This window comes from Streptomyces sp. NPDC045678 (genome assembly GCF_056432085.1).
This window is the reverse complement of record NZ_JBWKJS010000005.1, coordinates 386,744-403,029: the sequence shown is the minus strand read 5'-3', so window position 1 is coordinate 403,029 and position 16,286 is coordinate 386,744. Positions and strand designations below refer to the sequence as shown.

Genomic DNA, 16,286 nt, shown 5'->3' with positions numbered 1-16,286 from the left:
GGGGCGGGTGCGGTCCGGTGGTGGCAGGTCGCCTGTTGTCCGTCTGTGGGGGCGGGGCCGCGGGGGTATGTGCGTACTCGCCATCCCTGCGCCGCGTCCGACATTCCTGGCCGGGGTGGTGTGCTCGGTGCTCCGTGCGCACATACCCCCACGTCCCCTCGGGCGCGCTCGCGGCTGCGGGCGAGTGGGGGGGGCCGCCCCTACCCGCGCAGGACGTCGCGGGGTAAACGGGCGGGTGGGTGGGGAGCATCCGCCGCGAAGCGGCGGGATCGGTGCTCCTACCCGTGCAGGGCGGTGCGGGGTGAACGGGTGGGTGGGTGGGAGTGATCCGCCGCGGAGCGGCGGGGTTGGGGGTCTGCCCGGGCAGGGTGTCGGGGAGCGATGGGGGCGGTGCTCTTGGCCGTGCGGGGTGGTGGGGGGCGGACTGCGCCTCCTGGGCGCCCTAGGAAGAGAGGGCCTGGGAGAGGTCGAGGAACGTGGCGACGCGGGACGCGACGCTCTCCGCGTACGCCGCGTCCGACCGGTCGAACGCCCCCCGCCCCGTCCCACGGAGAAACGTCACGACGCCCAGCGTGCGCCCCCTGCTCCGCAGGACGACACAGAGAGCGTGCACCGAGTCCTCGGGCCACTGCCGCAACGCCGCCCACTCCGCCGAAGCCCCCACCCCCGCGCTGGCCCGCACGGACCCCACCCGCTCCACGCTCTGCGGCGCGGGATGCCCTTCGGGGTAGCGGACGGGGATGCCCGCCGTGGCGACGGGACGGCAGGGGCCGGGCGGCCCGGCCGGTGTCGCCGCCGTACGGACCAGACGTACCGGATCCTCGCCCGCCAGCAGGTCCACCAGCGCGTGGTCGGCGAACCCGGCGAGCGCGAAGTCCAGCTGGACCGTCGCCGCCTCCGTCGGGTCCTCGCACTCCGCCGTGGCCCGCGCAGCCCGGTGCAGCTGCTGGGAGCGGAACCGCAGCTGCGACGCGAGCTGCTCCGTCTGCTTGGCCTGCGTGACGTCGAGGAACAGCCAGCCGACGCCCAGCGGCACGGGCTCCTCCGCGAGCGGCGAGGCGAGCCGGAGGAAGCCGCTGCGCCAGCACCGGCGCGCCTCCCCGTCGTCCTCCCCGCCCGCGGACGCCCGCACCGTCACCCACATCTCCGCGGGCGCGGGCGGCGTCCCCTCGGCGAGGACGTGCGTCAGCGCGTTCTCGAGCTCCTCCACGCCCTGCCCGAGCAGATCGGCGAGCGGCCGCCCGAGGACGGCGCTGCGGCCCACTCCGAAGGCGCGGGCCGCGTGTTCGTTGACGACGGCGGGCCTGAGGTCCGCGTCGACCAGGACCACGCCCCACGACGCCGTCTCGAACAGCGCCTCGCTCAGCGCGATGGACCGCTCCAGGTCGATCTGCGCGTGGACCTCGCTGAAGGCGCAGTACACCCCCGAGGACTTCCCGTCGCCGCCCCGCACGGACGCCGACTGCATCCGCACGAGCACCCGCCCGCCGTCCTTGGTGACCAGGGCGAACTCGTGCACCTGCCGCCCCGGCGCGTCCATCGCGGACAGCAGCCGCTCCTCGACGTCCCCGGCGTCGGCGGGCCGCACGGCCCACCCGGTTAACCCGTGCCGCCCGACGGCCTCCGCCGCCGTCCACCCGAGGATCCGCTCGGCCTCGCGGTTCCAGTGCGTCACCACACCGTCGGCGTCGAAGGCGCAGAGCGCGGCGTCCATCCCGTCCAGGAGCGCCGCGAGCAGCTCGGCGCTCCCGGGCTCGGGTTCTTCAGGACCGAGTTCGTCAGTGGTTCCGCTCTGTCGCGAAGCACTCACGTGGCACCCCCTACAGGCCTGCGCGATCTGCCCGTACCGCATGTCAGATCATTCAACTGGAACGTGACGCAGCCCACAGGGAGTTCCCGGAAGTTGGAGAGAAATCGTTGTGCGTCCGCTTACCCGAAAAATCGGTTGAGCCGCCCAACACCGCTTCCTAAGGTGTGTATCACTCGAAGAAAGGAGGTGATCCTGCAGTGATTTCATTGCGGACGCGAGAGGTGGCTGCGGGCTAGCGGCCTGCCACCACACCCAGTGCGGTGCCGGACCAGCACGAGTGACGAGCGTGCAGCCGGCCCAAACCAGAGCAGTCACCCGACCCGCGAGCCGCCGGTACGTCCGGCCGGCTCCCTCCGCCCCCCGGGCGGCAGGGACCCAGGCTCGCGGGTCGCCTGCGTTGCGGGGCGGGGAGCGGTAGGGAGTTGAGAGTCGCCCTGCTGTACGCGGCATGCGTGCGTCAGCCCCTGCTGACCGCCGTGAGGATCTCCGGCAACCGCCTCGCGAGACGCGGCGCCGCGAGCCGCAGCCCCAGCTCCGTGACCGTCGCCCCGTAGACCGCGCCCAGCGGCAGCAGCAGCCACGTCCAGGACGTCGCGCCCGAGGCGTGCAGCCAGATCGTGAGGGCCAGGACGGGCGCGCACAGCAGCGCCGCCGCGACCATCCCGCCGAGGATGGAGATCCAGGCGAGGCCCGCCTGACCGGGGGCGACGTTCTTGTAGCCCTCCTGCGGGATGGAGTACGGGAAGCGGGCCGAGGACCACGCGCCCGTGGCCAGCATCGCGCCGAGCAGCGCGAAGGAGAGGCCGAGCACTTCCGGCAGGGCGGGCCAGTCGCCGAGCAGCGCGGTCGTCAGGACGGTGACGAACGCGGCGTACGGGAGGGTGATCAGGAGGAGCGCGAGGGCCCGGCCGCGCAGCTCCACGTACGCGTCACGGGGCGACGAGATCGTCATCGCCACCATCCAGAACGCCGACGTGTCCTGCCCGAACTGGTTGTACATGAGGACGCCGAGCATGCCCGCCGCGAAGCACGCGAAGTAGACGGACCCGGTGCCCTGCAGGGCGTTGAAGAGCGGCACGATCAGACCGATGGCGAGGGACGTGACCCAGGCGGCCTTGGTCTTCGGGTCGCGCCAGACGTAGCGGAGGCTGCGTTCCATGACCGTGCCGGTACGGCCCGCGGGCAGCAGCCCGCCGAGGACGCCCGCCGTGCGGGACGTGCCCTTGTCCGGTTCCGCGGCCGCGATCGTGGAGCCGTCGGGTGCCGTCATCAGGCGGGTCAGGCTGCGCTGCCAGAGGGTGAGGAGGGCGAGGAGGGCCGCCGCGGTCAGGGCCAGCTGGGCCGCCGCCGTGGCGTACGCGCCCTCGCTGACCGAGTCGACCGCGCCGAGCGCCGCGGACGGCGGGATCCAGCGCACCACGTCCGCAGCCGGGTCGAGCGTGGACATGCCGGACGAACCGAGTTTCTGCGCGCCGAAGTTCACGACCTGCGCGCCGACCGCGATGACCAGGCCGCTGAGGACCGCGAGGTCGCGTCCCTTGCGGCTGGTGAGGAGGCGGATGTTGGCGGCGGCGACCGCGCGGGCCAGCGCCACGCAGACGAGCAGGGTGAGGGCGACCGCGACGACACCGGTGACCGCCGCCGCGGCGCCGTGCGCCAGGGCCACCGCCGCGCCCGCCGCGAGGCAGAGCGTGAACAGCGGGCCGATGCCCACGAGGGAGGCGGCGAGCAGTGCCCGTACGAGCGGGCGCGGCCGCAGCGGCAGCATCACCAGACGCGTCGGGTCGAGGGTCTCGTCACCGCTCGGGAAGAACAGCGGCATGACCGCCCAGCCGAGTGCGAGCACCGCGACGAGCAGGACGCAGACCGTCGCCGCGTGCGTGTTGCCGCGCAGCGCGACGAGCCCGAGGAGCTGGAGGGCGGCGAAGAGGAGCGCGACGGTGACGGACGCGATGTAGGCGGCGCGGCGGCCCGTGGACTGGCGCAGGCCGTTGCGCAGGAGGGACAGCTTCAGGCGGATGAGGACGGGCGCGAGCGCCGGGGACGCGGTGGGGCGCGCCGTCGTGGAGCGGGCGGTGGTCATCGGGGGCCGCCGCCCAGCCAGTCGAGGTCGGTTCCCGCGGTGCGGCCGTGCGCGCCGACGAGTTCCAGGAACGCCTGCTGGAGCGAGGGCGCCGCGCCCCGCACCTCGGCGAGGGTGCCGTGCGCGCGGATGCGGCCCGCGGCCATGACGGCGACCCAGTCGCAGAGGGATTCGACGAGCTCCATGACGTGCGAGGAGAAGACGACGGTGGCGCCGGACGCGGTGTACCGCTCCAGGACGCCGCGAATGGTCTGCGCGGAGACGGGGTCGACGCCTTCGAACGGTTCGTCGAGGAAGAGGACTTCGGGGTTGTGCAGCAGCGCGGCGGCGAGGCCGATCTTCTTGCGCATGCCGGTCGAGTAGTCGACGACGAGTTTGTGCTGGGCGCCCGCGAGGTCGAGTACGTCGAGGAGCTGCGTGGCCCGTTTGTCGACCTCGGCGCCGGGCAGTCCGCGCAGCCTGCCGGTGTACGCGAGGAGTTCGCGCCCCGAGAGCCGCTCGAAGAGACGGAGGCCCTCGGGGAGTACGCCGATGCGGGCCTTCACCTCGACGGGGTCGCGCCACACGTCGTGGCCGGCGACCTCGACGGTGCCCTGGTCGGGCCGGAGGAGACCGGTGACCATGGAGAGGGTGGTGGTCTTGCCCGCGCCGTTGGGGCCGACCAGGCCGATGAACTTGCCCGCGGGCAGGGTCAGGTCGATCCCGGCGACGGCGACCTGCTCGCCGAACCGCTTCCAGAGCCCCCGGATCCGTACCGCCGCCGCTCCCGGCTCCGCTTCCGTCTCCGCTGCCGTCACCGTGCCGCCCTCCGCCGTGTCCGCTGTGTCCGTCGTGTCCGTGGTGTCCGCACGATACGTCGGCTGCGGCCCCCGGGGTGGCCGGCATGTCGGGTTCTGCCGTCAGCGGCGCGCTTCCCTGCCGCACGCGTAGGCCAGCGGCGAGATGATCTCCTCGGCGTCCGGCAGCCAGCGGTTGGCGGCGGTGGGGCGGCAGGCCCACTGGACGGCGCCGATGGCGCCGAAGCGGGTCGGGGGCCCGGCGACGTACGTCCCCTCGCCGAGCGCGACCAGGTCGATGGCGGCCGGGGGCCAGCCCAGCTTGCGCACCAGGTCGGGGACCTTCGCCGTGGCGCCGGGCAGCACGAAGAACTGCATGCGACGGTCGGGCGTGCAGGTCACGGGGCCGAGGGTGAGCTCCATCCGCTCCATGCGGGCGAGCGCGAGGAAGCCGGCGGTCTCGGGCACGTCGATCGCGTCGAACGTGCGCCCGGTGGGCAGCAGGATCGACGCCTTGGGCTGCTTCTGCCAGAGCCGCCGGGCCACCGTCGCGCTGCCGGTGGCCTGGGTCGCCCAGTCCTCGCGGGCGGGGTGTGCGCCCGGCGCGTCGCACGCGGCCTCCCCGCACGAGCACCGCTCGACGCCCTCGACGGACTCGAGCCAGGTCCCGGGGAACACGTCCCAGTGGCGCTCCTCCGCGTACCGCACGGCCGTGTCGAGCAAGGCTTCTCCGCGCTGCTTCGGGATCTGCGCGGCTGACGTGACTCCGATGGTCTCTTCCACGCAGTTCTCAACTCCCGGTGCCACCTCGGGTTACGGGCGCACGCGAGGGCGGGGGAGGAGCATCGATCCTGCGAGCGGGGCGCATGGGTGCATGGGTGGGGGCGCGCGTGGGGATTGGCTCCCGGGTGCGGGTAGCCACGTCTCGGGCAATCGGAGGACGCCTCGGAGGAAGCCCGGGGACCGGCGGTGCCGTACGGAGTTCGAGCAGAGCACGGACCCGCAGGACCGTACATTTTGGCACTTGTAGTTCTTTATGCGTTCTTTTGCTTCTTTTGTGGCGCATCTTCGCCTTGTCCCAAGGGCATTGATCACCCTGAGGCGGTCCACGGCGGCCGCCCGTTCCGATGGTCCACGGTGCACACAGGGGGTACGCCATGGCCGCCAGGCCACTCGTCGCGCGACAGCCCAATGAACGGCTGCAGGCGCTCATTCAGGAAGCCGGCTGTTCCAACGCCGGTCTGGCCCGCAGGGTCAACATGTGTGGTGCGGAGCACGGCCTCGACCTGCGCTACGACAAGACGTCCGTGGCCCGCTGGCTGCGCGGGCAGCAGCCGCGCGGGCGGGCGCCCGGCATCATCGCGGAGGCGCTCGGCCGCAAGCTGGGCCGTACCGTCACCATCGACGAGATCGGCATGGCGAACGGCAAGAACCTCGCCTCCGGTGTCGGCCTGCAGTTCTCTCCGACCGTCCTCGGCGCCATCGAGCAGGTCTGCGAGCTGTGGCGCAGCGACGTCGGCCGCCGCGACTTCCTCTCCGGGTCGTCCGTGGCCGCCTCCGCGCTCGTCGAGCCCAGCCGCGACTGGCTGATCTCGTCGCCGGACTCGCAGGTCGGCAGGTCCGCGGGGCCGCGCGTCGGCATGGCGGACGTGGCGGCGGTCAAGGCGATGACGGAGGCGCTGACCCAGCTGGACCACCAGTTCGGCAGCGGTCATGTGCGGCCGGTCGTCGTGCACTACCTCAACTCCGTGGTCTCCGGGCTGCTCGCGGGCTCCTACCGGGAGGCGGTCGGGCGCGAACTCTTCGCCGCGGTCGCCCGGTTGACGGAACTCGCCGGCTACATGGCCGTCGACACGGGGCAGCCGGGCCTCGCTCAGCGCTACTACATCCAGGCGCTCCGGCTGGCCCAGGCGGCGGGCGACAGGGGGTACGGAGGGTACGTACTGGCGGCGTCGATGAGTCACCTCGCCGCGCAGCTCGGGAACCCGCGCGAGATCGCGCAGTTGGCGCGGGCCGCGCAGGAGGGTACACGCGGGCGGGTCACGCCCCGCGCGGAGGCGATGTTCTACGCCGCCGAGGCGCGCGGGCACGCGCTGCTCGGGGACGTGCGGGCCACGCAGGTCGTGGCGGGGCGGGCAGTCGAGGCGATGGACCGGGCGTCCGGCACGGCCGACTCGGGCGACGACCCGGTCTGGATCCGGCACTTCGACCACGCATATCTGGCCGATGAAATGGCGCATTGTCACCGGGACTTGGGCCAGGCCGACGCGGCGGCGCGCAGCGCCCAGGAGTCCCTGGACGGGCACCCGGAGACGCGGGCGCGCCGCCGGGCGATCGGGCTTGTCCTGCTGGCCACGGCACAGGTGCAGCGGCGCGAGGTGGAACAGGCCTGCCACACGGGCCTGCGGGCGGTCGAACTCCTCGGCACGCTGCGGTCGAACCGCGGCGCGGAGTACCTGGAGGACTTCCAGGACCGGCTCCACCCCTACCGGGAGGAGCCGGTGGTACGGGAGTTCGGGGCGCGCCTGGACATCCAGGCGGCGTGAGTTCCGCCCGGCATGCCCCAAAACAGCGTCTGACAGGGAGGTTTTGTTACTGGCGCCACCGCGCGGAGGGCGGCGTTCTGAGCTGCGTGGCAGAGGGATGTGGCGACCCGGTAGCGTGACCCGACGGTTCCGTAGGTCCCCCCAGGTGTAGGAGTCCCGGTGACGCAGCAGAGCGGTCAGGGCGCTGCTTCTTCCGATCCGCAGCAGCGGCCCGCCCACGAGGGCGTCGTGCTGCCCGCGGACGGCAGCGAGCCGCTGTTCCCCGGCACCGCGGGCCGGCACACCACCCCGGCGGGCGGCACGCCGTGGGGCGAGCCGTGGGGCCCCGCCCCGTCGGACCCGCCCACCCCGGGCCAGGGCCAGGAGTGGTCGACACCCCCCGCCCAGCCCCTCCCCCCGGAATCCGACTACGCCCAGCCGAACGCGCCGTACGGCACCCAGCAGGCCGCTCCGTACGGCACCGGGCAAGATGCCTCGCACGGCGCCCAGCAGCCGGGATACGGCGCCCCTCAGCCCGGCTACGGCTACCCGCAGTCCGGCCCCGGCGCCCAGCAGCCGGGGTACGGCACCCAGCCCACGGGCCAGGGCATACCGCAGCCGGGCCAGGGCATACCGCAGCCGGGGCACGGCTTCCCGCAGTCGGGGCCGGGCGGTCCGCAGTCCGGTCATGGCGTCCCGCAGCCTGGTTACGGCTATCCGCAGTCGGGGCCGGGCGGTCCGCAGCCTGGTCATGGCGCCCCGCAGCCCGGCTACGGCTACCCGCAGTCCGGCCCCGGTGGCCAGCAGTCGGGTCACGGTGCCTCGCCTTCCGGCCCCAGCGGCCGGGCCGGGGCCGCGCAGCCCGGACACGGCGTTCCGCAGCCGGGCACTGACGCCCAGCATCCCGGTGCCGGTGCTCCGCAGCCTGGTTACGGCTACCCGCAGTCGGGGCCCGGCGCCCCGCAGTCCGGCCCCGGTGGCCAGCAGTCGGGTCACGGTGCCTCGCCTTCCGGCCCCAGCGGCCGGCCCGGAGCCGCGCAGCCCGGACACGGCGTCCCGCAGCCGGGCGCTCACGCCCAGCATCCCGGTGCCGACGGCCAGCAGCCCGGCCATGGCGCCCCGCAGCCCGGTTACGGCTATCCGCAGTCGGGCCCCGGTGCCCCCCAGCCCGGACCCAACACCCCCGAGCCTGGTTACGGCTACCCGCAGTCGGGCCCCGGCGCCCCGCAGGCCGGTCCCGGTGGGGAGCAGGCCGGGTACGGGGGCTCGCAGCCCGGTGCCGGTCAGGCCGGGTACGGGGGCTCGCAGCCCGGTGCCGGTCAGGCCGGGTACGGGGGCTCGCAGGCCGGCGCCGGTCAGGGCGGGTACGGGTACCCCCAGGCGGGACCCGGGGCCCCGCAGGGTCCCTACGGGCAGGGTGGGCAGCCGAGCGGGGCCGGAGTTGCGTCCCACGCCGATCCGCGAGGGCAGGGCGCGCACGGGGCGCAGCAGGCGCACGGCGCCCATGCCGCCCCGCGTCCGGAGCAGCCGCAGCCTCCTTCCTCGCAGCCCAGACACGGCGCACATGCCGCACCGCAGTCGGGTGAGGACGGTCGGCAGGCCCCTCCCGCGGCCGGGAGGCAGGCACACGGCGCCCACGCCGCCCCCCTGCCGCCCGCCGGGCAACCGCAGCCGTTGCCGCCCGCCGCGTCGGCCGGTCAGAGCGTGCCGTTGCCGCCCGTTGCCGCGCCCGGCGCCGGTTCCGACAGTGATGCCACGCAGTACATACCTCCGGTGGGCGGGGCAACGGGCGCCGCCGACGAAGGCGTGACGCAGTACATACCCCCCGTAGGACCCGGCGCCCTGCCGCCCGAGGCCCCCGCCGCCGATGCCACGCAGTTCCTGGGGCGGGCCAACGGGCCGGTTGCCGGGTCCGACAGTGACCCCACCCAGCTCATCGCACCCATCCCCGCAGGACCCGCAGGACCCGCAGGACCCGCAGGACCTGCGGGACCCGCGGGGCCCACGCCGCCCGAGCCGGCCGCCGCGCCCTACGGCATCCGCCCCGGCGCCCCCGGCGACCGCCAGCCGCCCGCCGAGTTCGACAGTCTCTTCCGTACCGAGCCGGAGGCGGAAGGCCCCGCCTCGACCCAGCAGATGCCCCGCGTCCAGGCCCAGGGCCCGGCACCCGTACCCGCCCCCGAGCCCGCGGGCGGCGGCCATGGAGGCGGGGGCCGGCGCAACCGCACCGGGTCGAAGGTGCCACTGATCGCCGCGGTCGGCGTCGGCATCGCCGTGCTCGGCATCGGCGCGGGCGCGCTCCTCAGCGCGGGCGGCGGCGAGGACGACGCGAAGGACGACGGCAAGCCCGTCTCCGCCTCCGGCGAGCCCGACGAGCGGCCCTCGCCGAGCGCCGACCCCGCCGAGGACCAGGCCGTCGCCCTGGACAAGCTGCTCGCCGACAGCAACAACAGCCGTGACTCGGTCATCGCCGCCGTACGCAACGTCGGCAAGTGCCAGAACCTGGACCAGTCGGCGCAGGACCTCCGCGCCGCCGCGAAGCAGCGCAACGGCCTCGTCACCCGGCTCGCGGGCCTGAAGGTCGACAAGCTGCCCGCCAACGACCAGCTGACGGCCTCCCTCAACAAGGCCTGGAAGGCCTCCGCGGCGGCCGACAACCACTACGCCGCCTGGGCGGACCAGGTCGCGGGCAAGAAGGGATGCAAGAAGGGCCACGCCCGCAACACCCCGCAGACCGCGGCCGGCAACCGCGAGAGCGGCGCGGCGACCACCGCCAAGGAGCAGGCCGCGAACCACTGGAACGCGATCGCCCGGAAGTACAGCCTCACCGAGCGCAACAAGACTCAGCTCTAGAGGCTGGAGGTCAGGGGCTAGGGATTAGGGCTAGGGGCTAGGGCTAAGGGCTAAGGGCTTGGAGCCCGGGCGCGCGGGTCAGGCCGTCTGCTCCAGTGTCTTCTCCACATTCACGAAGCCCTCGCGCGCCGGGACGAGCCTCCCGTCGCGCACCGTCTGGAACGTGACGCCCGAGTTGATCAGGCGCGGGAACTCGCTGGCCGCGAGGAGGTCCTCGAAGCGCCAGCTCAGCGGCGGCGTCAGGCCGCCCGTCTCGACCCGCAGGCCGCCGTCGAGGGCGCGGCGCAGCGTGCGGGCCGACACCTCGCCGCCGTCGAGCGACTCGACGGCCTGCTTCAGGACGGTGTACGCGATCCACGTGGTCTGGACGCCCGCGTCCGAGGGGTCCACCCGGTTGTCGCCGAACGCCTGCTCGCGGATGACGTCCCGCATCCGGTCCCACCGCGCGTCGCCCGCCGCCGGGTACCAGCCGGTGACGTACGCCCCTTCGTAGGGCCCGCTCGCGCCGCCGGTGCGGTCGACCAGGGACTGGTCGACGCTGCCGAGCACGGACGAGATGCGGACCGGCGGATAGTCGTCCTTGGTGCGCCGGAACGAGTCGTAGAACGTGTCCGTGCGCGCCCCGAGCGCCGCCGTCACACAGCCGTTGTCCGCTCCCGCGTCCTTCAGCGCCCGCTCGGCCTGCGGCGTGAGGTCGGTGCCGTCCTCGGGGGCGCGGATGTCGGAGACGGGCTTGTGGTGGCCGTCGGCGAGGCCCTGGTTGAGCAGCTTGGGCAGCTCGTCCCCGGCGAGGGTGTCGGGCCGGACGAGGGAGACCCGGTCGCAGCGCGCGGCGAGCTGTCGGCCGTTGCCGGCGAGGAGGGCCGGTTCGCCGCCGTTGACGGGGTACGAGAGCGGGCTGCTGAACTCGTCGTCGGTGACGCCGTAGCCGCCGATGTAGGGGATGCCCGCGACTTCGAGCGGGCCGAGGAAGGAGCGGCCGTGCTGGCTGTACGCGCCGACGACCGCGACCACGTCGTTGTCGACCGCCTGCCGCGCGCACTCGGCGGCGCCGACGGAATCGTTGTGGTCGTTGCAGGTGAGGACCTTGAGCTCGCGGCCGCCGAGGCCGCCGTGGGCGTTGACCCAGCGGGCGTAGGCCTGTGCCATGGCGGGGACGCCGGGCTTGTTGGTGGCCTTGGTCTTCTCGGGGGCCCAGGTCATGACGGTGATGGGGTCGTCCCCGGAACCCCCCGTGGTTCCAGGGATGACCCCGCAACCGGATATCAGCGACGCACACGCCGCCACGGCGGCCGCCGAGAGCGCTGCGGTTCGGGAGGGGCGGGGGAGGAAGGTGCGTCGCCAGCCGGTCATGTCCCTGCACGATTCCGTTGCGTGGCCAACCGGGGAGTGACTCGCCCTCAACGGACAGTGACATGAAAGTGAACGGGCGGGGTCCGGTTCGCGTGCGGGGAGTGGGAACGTACGATCCATGACCGTGCAAGATTCGGAGAAGTCTTCCCGTCGCGGCCGTCGCTCCAGCACCATGGGCGGCATGCCGACCAACGACATGCCGTGGTGGCGCTGGCGCAGCAACGTGCGCTCGGCGCTGCACATGCTCTCCGACCCCGACTTCCAGCGGGAGTGCTGGCTCGCGGGGCGCGAGGAGTACGGGGACGTGACCGATGCCGTGTACCGGCTGGTCGAGGACACGTGGCTGGACAACTGGTCCGCGGAGAAATACGTCGGGACGATCTTCCGTGACCCGCAGGAGGCGGCGCTCGTCGACACGGCCGTGCTGAGGGTGCTGCGGATCATGCACGAGGTGGGGCCCGACGCGCTGGTCTCCGTCTATCTGGACCACCCGGGGTGGCCCGAGGCGGTCCGCGCGGCCCGCGACGCGCACGTGCGTCTCGCCGCCGGTGACGGCGAGGACCCGGACGTACCGCCGCAGACGCTCGAGGTGCTGCGGATCATGACACGGTCCGCCTGACGGCACGTCCGCCTGACGGGACGATTGCCGTCGGCGGTGCCCGCTGTGGGAACCTTGGCCGCATGAACGAGCAGTCCACCGCGCCCGCCGCCCCCGCTGAGCAGTACGTCCTCACCCTCTCGTGCCCCGACAAGCAGGGCATCGTGCACGCCGTGTCGAGCTACCTCTTCATGACCGGCTGCAACATCGAGGACAGCCAGCAGTTCGGCGACCACGACACCGGACTGTTCTTCATGCGCGTCCACTTCTCGGCCGAGGCCCCGGTGTCCGTCGAGAAGCTGCGGGCGAGCTTCGCCGCGGTCGGCGACTCCTTCCACATGGACTGGCAGATCAACCGCGCCGAGGACAAGATGCGCGTGGTGCTGCTGGTGTCGAAGTTCGGGCACTGTCTCAACGACCTGCTGTTCCGCTCCCGGATCGGCGCGCTGCCCGTGGAGATCGCCGCCGTCGTCTCCAACCACCGGGACTTCGCCGAGCTCGTCGCCTCGTACGACATCCCCTTCCACCACATCCCGGTGACGAAGGAGAACAAGCCCGAGGCCGAGGCGCAGCTGCTCGAACTCGTGCGCTCGCTGGACGTGGAGCTCGTCGTCCTCGCCCGCTACATGCAGGTCCTCTCGGACGACCTGTGCAAGGAGCTCAGCGGGCGGATCATCAACATCCACCACTCGTTCCTGCCGAGCTTCAAGGGCGCGAAGCCGTACCACCAGGCGCACGCCCGGGGAGTGAAGCTGATCGGTGCGACCGCGCACTATGTGACCGCCGACCTCGACGAGGGCCCGATCATCGAGCAGGAGGTCGAGCGGGTCGGCCACGGCGTCACCCCGGACCAGCTGGTCGCGATCGGCCGTGACGTGGAGTGCCAGGCGCTGGCGCGGGCCGTGAAGTGGCACGCGGAGCGCAGGATCCTCCTGAACGGCCGCCGCACGGTCGTCTTCGCCTGAGCCCGAGCCCTCTGCGGCTGAGAGTCTGCCTGAGTGCCTGAGTGCCTGAGTGCCTGAGTGCCTGAGCCCTCCGGCGGCCGGGTGGGCGACGGGCGGTCTACATCCGGCTCAGGGACGCCGCCGCGAACAGCACGTCTCGGATCGCCTCGCGGTCGCCGTCCTGGCCCGCGGCCGCCTCCTCCGGCGACACGTGGCCCGCGGCGAGACGGCAGAACTCGACGCCGTCCAGCGCCACGTGCGCCACCTCGTGCTCCCGCGAGCCGGTCGCCGCGGGGGAGTCGAGCGGGATGAGCCACTCGCCGCCGCCGAGCCCCTCGATCTCCAGGCGCAGGCTGCGGCCCGGCGCGCCCGCCGCGACCAGGTGGCGGGGCGGGGTGGCGAGCCCGGAGCGGCGGCGCTCGGCGAGCGTGCCGGGGAGCAGCCGGGCGGCGAGGTCGATCATGCGGTGGAGGTGCCGGGGCGCGGGCGGCGCGTACGGATAGTCGACCGCGTCGGCGATGTCGCCCGCGTGGATCCAGCACTCGAAGGCGCGGTCCACCATCGAGTCCCGCAGCGGCAGCTCGATGGCCTGCTGCTGCTCGGGTCCTGTGCCGCCGGGGACGGGCACCGTTCCGTACGGCACCGGGAGGCGGCCGGAGCCCCCGCCCGCGAAGGACACGGTGCGGATCAGTTCGTGCGTCTGCTCGCGCCACGGGGTGCGCACCGCGCGGGTGGGCGGGAAGTGCGAGGCCCGCCAGTACGCCTCCGTGCGGTGGGAGGGGGCCCGCGGGACTCTGACCTCCGGGCCGAGCGGGTCGTCGAGGCCGAGGGCGAGTCCGACCATGCCGTCGACCGCCAGGAGGTGTGAGATGACCCCGGCGACGGTCGTCCTCCTGCTGACCGGGCCGTCGTCGTCGAACCAGCGCAGCCGCACCGGCGCGTGCCACTCCGCGTCGCCGATGTCCTGGAGAAGGGCGTCGAGGCGTGCGGTCTCCGCGTCGTACGGAACGGCCCACTCCGGCACCGGGATGCGCGGCGGGCGGCGGCCGAGGCAGCTCTCCAGGACGCGGGTGCGCAGGCCGGGGTCGAGGTCGAGGCTCTCCTCGGGGTGGAGCAGGCCCACGGCGTCGCGCAGCCGGAGCGCCTCCTCCGCGCACGGGCCGCAGTCGCCCAGGTGTTCCTCGACGGCGGTGGCCTCCTCCGCGGAGCAGGCGGCGAGCGCCCAGGCGCCGAGCAGGGATTTCAGGACGCGGTGCTCCAGGACGAGCGGCTCGGGTGCCGGCGGCGGGTCGGGCAGGGCTTTTCCGGTGTCCTCGACGGAGGAGCGCGGCATCGGTATGCGCGGCGCGGTGCCGTCCGCGTTGTCCACGTGGTCGGCGTGGTCGGCGTGGTCTGAGGTGTTCGCGTGATCCGCGCGGTTCCGGCGGTCGGGATCTTCGTGCGGCTCGGGGCGGTCGGTGCCGGTCACAGCGTGGCTCCGGGGCCGGACGACGTGTCGTGGGTGCGGGCGGCGGGCGGGGCGACGTCGTTGGCCGTGGAGAGGAGCTGCAGGCCGAGGCGGAGCCTGCGGCGGGCCTCGTCCTCGGTGACGCCGAGGTCCGCGGCCGTCTGGCGGTAGTCGCGGCGTTGGAAGTAGGCCAGCTCCAGGGCGGCGCGCAGCGGGGTGGGCATCGCCGTGACGATGTAGTCCGCGCGGGCGGCCGCCGAGGCGCGGCGGACCTTGCGCTCCAGGTCCTCCGTGGTGCCCTCGCCACCGCGGGCGAGCGCGGCGGACTCGGTCTGGCGGAGCCGGTGCACGGCGCGCTGGTGGGTGAGCGTGGCGATCCAGGAGCGGAGCGGGCCCTGCCGTGGGTCGTACGCGTCGGGGTTCTCCCAGACGTGGCCGAAGACCTCGCGGGTGATGCGGTCGGCGGCGCTCTCGTCGCCGAGGACGCGGTGGGCCAGGCCGTGCACGAGCGAGGCGAACCTGTCGTACAGCTCCCCGAGCGCGGCGGCCTCCCCGTGCGCCAGCCGCTGCTGCATGCGGCGGTCCCAGCGCCGCGGCGCGTCCTTCGGCATGCGGCCCCCTCGTGCGCTTGCCTCGTCCTGCTTCTGCTGCCTACTCGAACGGTACTTCGGGTTCTGCCCTCTCTCGAATGTAGTCGGCGCCGCTGACAGCGCACTCCCGTTTGCGGCAAAGCGCGCACTCTGCCGGAGGCCGGATGATATTGACGGGGGCAGGCTGGTGTTTCATGGGGGACAGGTGGGGCAGCTGAAGCAGAACGAAACGTAGGGACTGCTTCCGGATCACTCCGCAGGCGCGGAGCAGGCAACGGCGAGCGAGAGGCGTGGCGCGTGACGCTCAAGGTGACCGTGGGCGAGCAGGAGGGATGGGCCGTGCTGTGCGTCTCGGGCGAGATGGACCTGCTGACCTCGCCCGTACTGCGTCAGCGCGTGCACGACGCTGTCGCCGACGGCCGCCGCCGCATCGTCCTCGACCTCTCCGAAGTGCTGTTCTGCGACTCCAGCGGCGTCGGCGTGCTGATCGCCACGCGCCGCCTCATCCGCTCGTTCCAGGGCAGGCTGCGGCTGATACTGCCCGCCAAGGGCGCCGAGGACGGCTCGCACGTGAACCGCGTCCTCGCGGCGCTCGGCGTACGCCGCCTCTTCGAGGTCTTCCCGGACGTACCGGCAGCCCTGGACGACACCGCCACGCCGCTCTCCGCGTAGGACACGAGCTCTAGCCCACGTGCCGCTTGGCCGTGGCCACGAAGGAGTTGATGGCCTCGCGCGAGACCCGGCGCCGCTCGGCCAGCGCGTCCCGGTCGTCCGCCCGGCGCACGTCGGCCACGTGGTCGAGGGTTTCCCAGGCGAGCCGCACCAGTTCCTCGTCGTTGGTGAGCAACTGCACGCGGAACAGCGCCTCCTGCGCGTCGGATCTCATCTCGTACGAACGGAAGCGCAACTCCTCGATCTCCTCCTGCCGGTTCTCCGCCCTGCTGAACCAGCGGTCGACCAGGATCCGCCGGTAGTTGACCAATGCCCCGGCATACGCGCAGTACGCATCTATGCGTTCCTGTCGTAGTTTCTCCCCGCGCGTGAACCGCTCCGTCCGCTCGATCGCCCTCCTCTGAAAGGAGTGGGTCAGCCCCGCACCCAGGAGGGTTCCGAGCACCGCTATGACACTTGCCGCCACCGCTTCCACGCAGCACAGTGCAGCACATCAGACCCGTGGAACACCCTTGTCCCGGAATTCCGGCGGTCTTGACACAAGCGCCGCTTTCCCGCCTCACGGGCGCCGTCAGCACGTACGCTCGCAGCTGGGGAAACACCCCCTGAACACGTACCCAACCGCGGAAGTGAGG

General features: G+C 73.2%; 13 protein-coding genes. 5 read left to right on the top strand and 8 right to left on the bottom strand.

The genetic code is table 11. From position 1 onward, the window contains the following. Nucleotides 1-442: 442 nt before the first annotated feature. The 4 genes from AC07DO_RS19880 to AC07DO_RS19865 all read right to left on the bottom strand — a co-directional run bounded on the left by AC07DO_RS19880 (nucleotide 443) and on the right by AC07DO_RS19865 (nucleotide 5,452). Nucleotides 443-1,810, bottom strand: coding sequence for a PAS domain-containing protein (locus AC07DO_RS19880; RefSeq protein ID WP_479061231.1), 1,368 nt, complete (start codon nucleotides 1,808-1,810; stop codon nucleotides 443-445). A 457-nt stretch (nucleotides 1,811-2,267) separates the two neighbouring features. Beyond that, a complete protein-coding gene (locus AC07DO_RS19875; RefSeq protein ID WP_479061229.1) occupies nucleotides 2,268-3,893 on the bottom strand; it encodes a transporter in 1,626 nt (541 codons plus the stop codon). Next, a complete protein-coding gene (locus AC07DO_RS19870; RefSeq protein WP_479061227.1) occupies nucleotides 3,890-4,690 on the bottom strand; it encodes an ABC transporter ATP-binding protein in 801 nt (266 codons plus the stop codon). Before AC07DO_RS19870 ends, AC07DO_RS19875 begins: the two co-directional genes overlap by 4 nt. 102 nt (nucleotides 4,691-4,792) lie before the next feature. Continuing rightward, the gene (locus AC07DO_RS19865) at nucleotides 4,793-5,452 is read right to left on the bottom strand and encodes a bifunctional DNA primase/polymerase (protein WP_479061225.1); all 660 of its coding nucleotides are present in this window, start codon (nucleotides 5,450-5,452) and stop codon (nucleotides 4,793-4,795) included. Nucleotides 5,453-5,826: 374 nt separating this feature from the next. On the opposite strand from AC07DO_RS19865, the gene AC07DO_RS19860 reads away from it, so the two are divergent. Beyond that, nucleotides 5,827-7,215 (top strand): transcriptional regulator, encoded by a 1,389-nt coding sequence (locus tag AC07DO_RS19860; RefSeq protein WP_479061223.1) that lies wholly within the window; start codon nucleotides 5,827-5,829, stop codon nucleotides 7,213-7,215. A 159-nt stretch (nucleotides 7,216-7,374) separates the two neighbouring features. Then, a complete protein-coding gene (locus tag AC07DO_RS19855; protein WP_479061222.1) occupies nucleotides 7,375-10,047 on the top strand; it encodes a hypothetical protein in 2,673 nt (890 codons plus the stop codon). Nucleotides 10,048-10,125: 78 nt separating this feature from the next. Here AC07DO_RS19855 and AC07DO_RS19850 read toward each other — a convergent pair whose 3' ends face one another. Continuing rightward, nucleotides 10,126-11,400, bottom strand: a complete 1,275-nt coding sequence (locus AC07DO_RS19850; RefSeq protein WP_479061220.1) for an ABC transporter substrate-binding protein — start codon at nucleotides 11,398-11,400, stop codon at nucleotides 10,126-10,128. 118 nt (nucleotides 11,401-11,518) lie between these two features. Here AC07DO_RS19850 and AC07DO_RS19845 point away from each other — a divergent pair, with 118 nt between their 5' ends. Next, nucleotides 11,519-12,019 carry an SCO4402 family protein gene (locus AC07DO_RS19845; protein ID WP_150184685.1) on the top strand — a complete coding sequence of 167 codons (501 nt, stop codon included), beginning with the start codon at nucleotides 11,519-11,521 and terminating at the stop codon, nucleotides 12,017-12,019. Nucleotides 12,020-12,081: 62 nt separating this feature from the next. Then, entirely contained in the window at nucleotides 12,082-12,963 is an 882-nt protein-coding gene (purU, locus tag AC07DO_RS19840) for a formyltetrahydrofolate deformylase (RefSeq protein WP_479061219.1), read from the top strand. 97 nt (nucleotides 12,964-13,060) lie between these two features. On the opposite strand, the gene AC07DO_RS19835 is transcribed toward purU, so the two are convergent. Further along, nucleotides 13,061-14,410, bottom strand: a complete 1,350-nt coding sequence (locus AC07DO_RS19835) for a zf-HC2 domain-containing protein (protein ID WP_479061217.1) — start codon at nucleotides 14,408-14,410, stop codon at nucleotides 13,061-13,063. Further along, nucleotides 14,407-15,000 carry a sigma-70 family RNA polymerase sigma factor gene (locus tag AC07DO_RS19830; protein WP_479061215.1) on the bottom strand — a complete coding sequence of 198 codons (594 nt, stop codon included), beginning with the start codon at nucleotides 14,998-15,000 and terminating at the stop codon, nucleotides 14,407-14,409. The genes AC07DO_RS19835 and AC07DO_RS19830 overlap by 4 nt, the downstream gene beginning before the upstream one ends. Nucleotides 15,001-15,276: 276 nt before the next feature. Between AC07DO_RS19830 and AC07DO_RS19825 the strand changes: the two genes are divergently transcribed. Continuing rightward, the gene (locus tag AC07DO_RS19825) at nucleotides 15,277-15,651 is read left to right on the top strand and encodes an STAS domain-containing protein (RefSeq protein ID WP_479061213.1); all 375 of its coding nucleotides are present in this window, start codon (nucleotides 15,277-15,279) and stop codon (nucleotides 15,649-15,651) included. A 10-nt stretch (nucleotides 15,652-15,661) separates the two neighbouring features. Here the strand turns inward: AC07DO_RS19825 and AC07DO_RS19820 are convergent, their stop codons facing one another. Further along, nucleotides 15,662-16,096 carry a hypothetical protein gene (locus AC07DO_RS19820; protein ID WP_479061211.1) on the bottom strand — a complete coding sequence of 145 codons (435 nt, stop codon included), beginning with the start codon at nucleotides 16,094-16,096 and terminating at the stop codon, nucleotides 15,662-15,664. Nucleotides 16,097-16,286: the final 190 nt, after the last annotated feature.

Excerpts from the sequence above, each read along its gene's own strand:
- AC07DO_RS19875 (WP_479061229.1), bottom strand. The coding sequence starts at position 3,893 with ATGACCACCGCCCGCTCCACGACGGCGCGCCCCACCGCGTCCCCGGCG.
- AC07DO_RS19860 (WP_479061223.1), top strand. The coding sequence starts at position 5,827 with ATGGCCGCCAGGCCACTCGTCGCGCGACAGCCCAATGAACGGCTGCAG.
- AC07DO_RS19850 (WP_479061220.1), bottom strand. The coding sequence starts at position 11,400 with ATGACCGGCTGGCGACGCACCTTCCTCCCCCGCCCCTCCCGAACCGCA.
- AC07DO_RS19845 (WP_150184685.1), top strand. The coding sequence starts at position 11,519 with ATGACCGTGCAAGATTCGGAGAAGTCTTCCCGTCGCGGCCGTCGCTCC.
- purU (WP_479061219.1), top strand. The coding sequence starts at position 12,082 with ATGAACGAGCAGTCCACCGCGCCCGCCGCCCCCGCTGAGCAGTACGTC.
- AC07DO_RS19830 (WP_479061215.1), bottom strand. The coding sequence starts at position 15,000 with ATGCCGAAGGACGCGCCGCGGCGCTGGGACCGCCGCATGCAGCAGCGG.